The sequence below is a fragment of the Roseateles agri genome (assembly GCF_034043675.1).
GTDB lineage: Bacteria > Pseudomonadota > Gammaproteobacteria > Burkholderiales > Burkholderiaceae_C > KK5.
This window is the reverse complement of record NZ_JAXCLA010000006.1, coordinates 209,855-216,715: the sequence shown is the minus strand read 5'-3', so window position 1 is coordinate 216,715 and position 6,861 is coordinate 209,855. Positions and strand designations below refer to the sequence as shown.

At 71.8% G+C, this 6,861-nt stretch carries 5 protein-coding genes; 4 read left to right on the top strand and 1 reads right to left on the bottom strand.

The genetic code is table 11. The annotated features are described in order from the left end of the window. Positions 1-3,168 carry a response regulator gene (locus SNE35_RS18975; RefSeq protein ID WP_320424549.1) on the top strand — a complete coding sequence of 1,056 codons (3,168 nt, stop codon included), beginning with the start codon at positions 1-3 and terminating at the stop codon, positions 3,166-3,168. Here SNE35_RS18975 and SNE35_RS18970 read toward each other — a convergent pair whose 3' ends face one another. Then, entirely contained in the window at positions 3,169-4,161 is a 993-nt protein-coding gene (locus tag SNE35_RS18970) for an oxidoreductase (RefSeq protein ID WP_320424548.1), read from the bottom strand. 83 nt (positions 4,162-4,244) lie between these two features. On the opposite strand from SNE35_RS18970, the gene SNE35_RS18965 reads away from it, so the two are divergent. The 3 genes from SNE35_RS18965 (at position 4,245) to SNE35_RS18955 (ending at position 6,807) form a co-directional block, all read left to right on the top strand. Then, positions 4,245-5,183, top strand: coding sequence for an AraC family transcriptional regulator (locus SNE35_RS18965; protein ID WP_320424547.1), 939 nt, complete (start codon positions 4,245-4,247; stop codon positions 5,181-5,183). Positions 5,184-5,296: 113 nt separating this feature from the next. Then, positions 5,297-5,911, top strand: coding sequence for an isochorismatase family protein (locus tag SNE35_RS18960; protein WP_320424546.1), 615 nt, complete (start codon positions 5,297-5,299; stop codon positions 5,909-5,911). Continuing rightward, complete coding sequence (locus SNE35_RS18955) at positions 5,908-6,807, top strand: alpha/beta hydrolase fold domain-containing protein (RefSeq protein WP_320424545.1); 900 nt, start codon at positions 5,908-5,910, stop codon at positions 6,805-6,807. The genes SNE35_RS18960 and SNE35_RS18955 overlap by 4 nt, the downstream gene beginning before the upstream one ends. The last annotated feature ends 54 nt before the right edge of the window (positions 6,808-6,861 follow it).

Genomic DNA, 6,861 nt, shown 5'->3' with positions numbered 1-6,861 from the left:
GTGGAGGACGCCCCGATCCATCGCCGGCGTGAACTGGTCCTGCTGACCTTGGCCGCGCTGGCCTGCGGCGCGTTCAACCGCTGGGTCGCGTTTCCGACGGCGAGCATGCTGGCGATCACCATCGGCGGCCTCGGCTTCGCGGCCGTGCTGGTGCATGGCCGGTTGGCCGGGGTGCTGGTGGCGCTGGCGGCATGGGCCGGTGCGGCAGCGGGCGCCACGGCTGCGGAAGCGGTCGTTGCCGGCATCGTCGTCGGCGCCTGTGTGTTGCAGTGGTGGCTGGGCGTGGTGCTGCTGCGCTGGCGCGCCGGCCCGTCGCTGACCTTGGCTGAACCGCTGGAAGTGCTGCAGCTCGCGCTCGCTGCTGCTGCGGCCTCGCTGCCCGCCGCGATCATCACGCTGATCGGTGAGGCCCAACTGCCCGGCGACCCGATCGAGTGGTTCGACCTGCTGGCCTGCTGGGTGACGCTCGGTGCCAGCCTGTGCTGCGTGGCGCCGGTCGTGCTGGCGCTGATCGGCCGGCCGCGCAGCGCCTGGCGGTCCCGCCGCATCAATACGGCCCTGCCGCTCGTCGTGGCCGCGGGGCTGCTGAGCTGGATGATTGCCGGCGTGCAGCGCGTCGACGACGAGCGCTTGCGCATCGCCTTCAACAGCGACGTGGCCACCGCCAGCTCGATCCTGAACCTGGAGCTGCACGAACCGCTGCGCGCGCTGGGGGCGATGCGCAGCGTCTTCACCGCCAGCCCCGCACCGCCGCGCGATGCCGTGCGGCGCGCGATGACGCCTTGGCTGGAAGGGCCGGGCCAGATCCAGTCGTTGGGCTTCAACCGCCGCGTGCAGCTGCAGGACATTCCCGCCTTCGAGGCGCAGGTGCGGACTACCGGTCTGCCGGAGTTCCGCGTGTTCGACCGGGACGAGTCCAACACCCAGCGGCTGCCGCCCAAGGGCGAGGTCTATGCGATCACCTACATGGAACCGGCGGAGCGCAGCGGCTCGCGGCTGGGCCTCAACTCGGCGTCGATCCGTGCTGCCGGTGTGGCCATCGAGCGGACGGTGCGCACCGGCGAGCCCGCCGCCACGCCGGCCTTCAAGCTGACCCAGGCCACCGATGCGCAGCAGCAGTTCGGTGTCGTCGCCTACCAGGCCGTGTACGCGGGCGATCCCGTCACCGACGACGAGCGCCGGCGCGATGCCTTCGGCGTGGTACTGGCCACGGTGCGCCTGGACCGCATGCTGGAGCGGACGCTGAAGCGCCTGCCGGCTACGGTGCGGGTCTGCATCGTCGACACGACGCCGCCCGGCGCCGCGCGGCGGCTGGCCGGCCCCGAGGGCTGCGAACTCGGCGAGAGCACGCCGGGCGGACGCACCGAGCCGATCGACTTCGCCGGGCGCGCCTGGCAGTTGCGCGTCGAGCCCGTGATGTCCCACGGCAGCGCCGCGGCATCGGTCGGGCAGAGCGACCTTTTCGCCGTGGCGGGGCTGGTGGCCGTTTCGCTGCTGGCGGCATCGCTGCTGATCGCGAGCGGCCGCACCTTGCGCATCGAGGCCGCGGTGGACGAGGCACGCCGCGCGCGTGCCGCAGCCGACGCCGCCAACGCGGCCAAGAGCGAGTTCCTCGCCAACATGAGCCACGAGATCCGCACGCCGATGAACGCCATCCTCGGCATGGCCCATCTCGCGCTTAGCAGCGGGCTCTCGCAGCGCCAGCACAACTACGTCGCCAAGGCGGAACGCGCCGCGCGCTCGCTGCTGGGCGTGCTGAACGACGTGCTCGACTTCTCGAAGATCGAGGCCGGCAAGCTGGGCATCGAGCACACGCCGTTCACCTTGACCAGCGTGCTCGACACCCTGGCCGACCTGGTGGGCCTGCGCGCGCAGGACAAAGGGCTGGAGCTGCTGTTCTCTCCCGCGCCGGGCTTGCCGGACGCACTGATCGGCGACCCGCTGCGGCTGTCGCAGGTGCTCACGAACCTGCTGTCCAACGCGGTGAAGTTCACCGAGCGCGGCGAGGTCGTCGTGACCATCGAGCTGTGCGAGCAGGACGCGGCCTCGGTGCTGCTGCGCTTCGCGGTACGCGATACCGGCGTGGGCATCGACCCGGCGCAGCACGAGCGCCTGTTCCGTCCCTTCGTGCAGGCCGACGGATCGACCTCGCGCCGCTACGGCGGCACCGGCCTGGGCCTCGCGATCAGCCGCCATCTGATCGAGCTGATGGGCGGCAAGCTGCAGCTCGACAGCGCGCCCGGCCAGGGCGCGACCTTCTCCTTCAGCCTGCGCTTTGCCCTGCCGGCCGCGGACGCTCCGCTGGCGCTCCCGAATACTGCCTGGACGCCGGCGGGCCTGCGCCTGCTGATCGTCGACGACAACGCCGCGGCGCGCGAGATCGCGGCCGGCATGGCGCAGGAGCTGGGGGTCGGCGAGGTCGTGAAGGCGGGCGACGTGGACAGCGCGCTGCGCGAGTCCTCGCAGGCGATCGCCAACGGACGGCCCTTCGACATCGTGCTGGTCGACTGGCGCATGCCCGTCCGCGACGGCATCGACGGCGTGCGCTCGCTGATGCACCTGCACGACGGCCGGCCCACGGCCATCCTGATGACGACGGCCTTCGGCCGCGAGGATCTGCTGGAGCGCCTGGCCGAAGAGCAGTTGCCGCCGATGACCGTGCTGCTGAAGCCGGTGCTGCCCGCCGCGCTGCAGGGCGCGCTGGCGCAGGCCTCGGGGCAGATGGCGGCGCGCGCGGCGCCGGTCGACGACCCCGAAGCGCTGCTGGCCGAGGCGCGCAGCCGCCTGCAGGGCCTGCGCGTGCTGCTGGTCGAGGACAACGACATCAACGCCGAGCTGGCGACCGACGTGCTGCAGCGCGTGGGCATCGAGGTCACCCTGGCGCTCGATGGCCAGAAGGCGCTGGCGGCGCTGGAGCAGGTGCGCGTCGACCTGGTGCTGATGGACTGCCAGATGCCCGTGATGGACGGCTACCAGGCCACCCGGGTGATCCGCGCCGATCGCCGCTTCGACGGACTGCCTGTCATCGCGATGACGGCCAATGCGATGCAGGGCGACCGCGAGGAGGTCCTGCAGGCCGGCATGGACGACCACATCGCCAAGCCCTTCGAGGTGAAGGACCTGTTCGAGACGCTGGTTCGCTGGCGCGATGGGCGACAGGCCTCGTGATCAGGCGGGCAAGCTCGCGCCGGTCAGTCGCTCGCTGAGCGACCACAGGCGTTCGGCCTGGGCCGGATCGATCGCCCACGAGCGCACGCCACCGTCGAAGACCTCGCCCTCGGGGATGGGGCGAGCGACGTCGCCGTTCTCGCAGTAGAGACCGCCAAGCCCCGCGAGCTGCGGGCTCGTCGCGCACCACAGCGAGGTCGCGGCGCCTTGCGAGAGGTTCTTGTAGCGGCCGCCTTCCTCGACGGACTGGCCCTGTGGCGCCACGCCGTACTTGCCATCGGCCGGCAGCCCGAAGGCCGCGAAGTCCTCCGGCGTCAGGTCGCGGACCAGCTCGGTGCGGATCGAGCCGGGATGGACGGCGAAGGCGCGCACGCCGTGCGGCGCGCCGCGGCGGTCCAGGCCCACGGCGAACAGCGCGTTGGCGGTCTTCGACTGGCCGTAGGCCTTCCACTTGTCGTAGGGGCGATGTTCGAAGTCGGGATCGTCGAAGTCGAAGGCCGAGAAGCGGTGGCCCAGCGAACTCAGTGCCACGACGCGGGCCGAGCCGGCGCGCACGAGCGTGGGCCACAGGCGCACGGCCAGCTCGAAATGGCCCAGGTGGTTGGCGGAGAACTGGCTCTCGTGGCCGCGCCCATCGCGGCGCAGCGGCGTGGCCATGATGCCGGCGTTGAGGATCAGCAGGTCCAGCGCCTCGCCGCGTGCGACGAAGTCGTCAGCGAAGCGCGCGATGGAGGCGGGGGCGTGCAGGTCGAGTTCGGCGTGCTCGATGCCCGGCAGGCCGGCGAGCGCAGCGCTTGCCTTCTCCGGGCTGCGCGCCGGCACGACGACACGCGCACCGGCAGCGACGAGCGCCTGCACGGTCTCGAGACCTAGGCCGGTGTAGCCGCCCGTGACGATGGCGCGCTTGCCCGTGAGGTCGATGCTGCGCATGACCTCCTGCGCGGTGGAGGTGGCGGTGAAGCCGGAGGGAAGGGGATGCTGGTGGGGATTCATTCGGGTGGCAGTGAGGAGTGAGAGACTGGCGTTCATGATGTCCTTCCACGCCGCCCGCGACCATGCCGCCTGATCCAGCATCCTTGCTCGATCGTCCAGCCGATGCGGACGACGATCCCTTGTCCCAGGTCGTGGCGCTGCTGCGGCCGCGCACGGCGCTGTCGGCGTCGCTGGAAGCGGGCGGTGCCTGGTGCCTACGCTTTCCGGCCTCGCCGACGACGATCAAGTTCCTGGCCGTGGAGTCCGGCGGCTGCTGGATGCGGCGCGAGGGCGAGCCCGAGCGGCAACTGCGCACCGGCGACTGTTTCCTGATGACGCGCGGTGCGCCCTACGTGCTGGCCAGCGACCTCGCGCTGCCCGAGCGCGATGCGCGCGAGCTGTACGCCGTCGCGCGCGATGGCCGTGCCCGCCAGGGCTCCGGTGACGGCGTGACCGTGCGCGGCGGCCGCTTCGATTTCGAGGCTTCGCATGCCGCGCTGCTGCTGGACATGCTGCCGCCCGTCGTGCACGTGGCGGCGACGTCAGAGGCCGCCGCCGTCATCCGCTGGGCGCTGGTGCAACTGGCCGGGGAGTCGAACGGCGCCAAGGCCGGCACGACCCTGATGCGCAGCCACCTCGCGCAGGTCTTGCTGCTGCAGATCCTGCGCACGCATCTCGCGTCGCAAGACGGGCAGGGCACCGGCTGGATCGCGGCCCTGGCCGACCGGCAGATCGGCCCGGTCGTCGCGCGGCTGCATGGCGATCCGGCCGCGCGCTGGACCCTCGCGGAGCTGGCCGGGCTCGCCGCGATGTCGCGCTCGGGCTTCGCCGCGCGCTTCAAGTCGCTGGTGGGCCTGCCACCGCTCGACTACCTGATGCGCCTGCGCATGCTGCAGGCGGCACGCGCGCTGCGCGAGGGCGGCAGCTCCGTCGCCACGGTGGCCGTCTCGCTCGGCTACGACTCCGACTCGGCCTTCAGTCACGCGTTCAAGCGCGTGATGGGCAGCAGCCCCAGCGCCTGGCGCGCTCGCTCTCAGGCCTGACTTCGCGACCTGACCTTCCGGTCGGTTGGAAGCTCCCTCCAAGCCACCCGCGTTGATCGCCGGGCGGGCCTCCGGTCGAATGGATTCACCCCAACCATTCGAAGGAACTCGCCATGCAAACGAAGCGCACCCGCATGACCCGCGACAACACCGCGGTCCTGCTGATCGACCACCAGGTCGGCCTGATGACCGGCGTACGCGACATCACGGTCAGCGAACTCAAGCACAACGTCGTCGGCCTGGCCCGCGCCGCCAAGGTGCTGGGACTGCCGGTCGTCGCCGTGACCACCGCCCGCGACAGCATGTGGGGGCCGACGGCGCCCGAGCTGCAGCAAGCGCTCGGCGGCGGCGAGATCATGGACCGCTCCTCCGTCAACGCCTGGGACCACGCGCCCTTCGTCGCCGCCGTGAAGGCCACCGGCCGCGACCACCTGATCATCGCGGGCCTGTCTTTCGAGGTATGTGCCTCGCTGCCCGCGATCTCGTCGTCCGAGGAGGGCTTCCAGCCCATCGTCGCGCTCGATGCTTGCGGTACTTTCTCGCTCGCCAAGCGCGAAGCCGGCCTGGCCCGACTGACGGCGCTGGGCATCGAGGTTTCCGACTACGCGACCCTGATGGTCGAGATCATGGGCGACAACGCCGACCCGAAGGCGCTGGACGTCTACGCCGCGCTGGACATGCCCTTCGCCGTGCTTATGGGCCAGGTGGCCGGAGCGCTGGCCAAATGAGCGCCACCGTCGTCCCCATCATCGAGAGCGACATCGCCGCGGCACGCGCGCTGCGGCTGCAGTTCGGCAGGTTCTGGTCGACCGCCGTGGGCACGCCGCGCGAGATCTATGACCAGTTCATCGCCGCGACGCCGATCGCCGAGGGCGTGACCCGCGCCGAGGATCCGGCCAGTCCCGGCCTGTGGTGCCGACCCGCGGAGGCGCAGCCGGGCCGCGCCATCCTCTTCATCCACGGCGGCGGCTACGGGCTCGGGCATGCCGGCGCCTATGCCGGCATGGTGAGCCAACTCGCCGCCCGCACGCGGGTGCCGGCCTTCGCCTTGGAATACCCGCTCGCCCCGGAGGCGACGGTGCCGACGGCACGCGATCTCGCCGCCGAGACGCTGGAACACCTCGCCGCCGACTTCGGTGCGGTCGCGGTCGTCGGCGACTCGGCCGGCGGCGGCCTGTCGTTCGCAACGGTGCTGGAGGCACGGCGCCGCGGCATCCCCGTGGCCGCGCTGGCGACCTTCTCGCCCTGGACCGACCTGAGCCTCAGCGGCGACAGCGCGCGCGAGTTCGCCGTCGCCGATCCGCTGCTGGACGTCGGCTATCTGCGGGCCTCCGCCGCGGCCTACCTGGGCGCGGCCCCGGCCACCGATCCGCGTGCCTCGCCGCTGTTCGATCCCGACCTGCGCCTGCTGCCGCCGACGCTGATCCAGGTCGGCACGGACGAAGTCCTGCTCGACGATTCGCGCCGCATGGCCGAGGCCGCCGCGCGGGCCGGGGCGGAGGTGTCGCTGGAGGTGTGGCAGGGCATGCACCACGTGTTCCAGCTCAACACCGCCGAGCTGGCCAGCGCGCGCCAGGCGCTCGACCGCAGCGCGGCATTCCTCGACCGGCACTGGCCGTCATGAATGCGGGGATAGCATCGAACCTTTGCACAACCGACCCGGTCGGTGCGAGGGCCC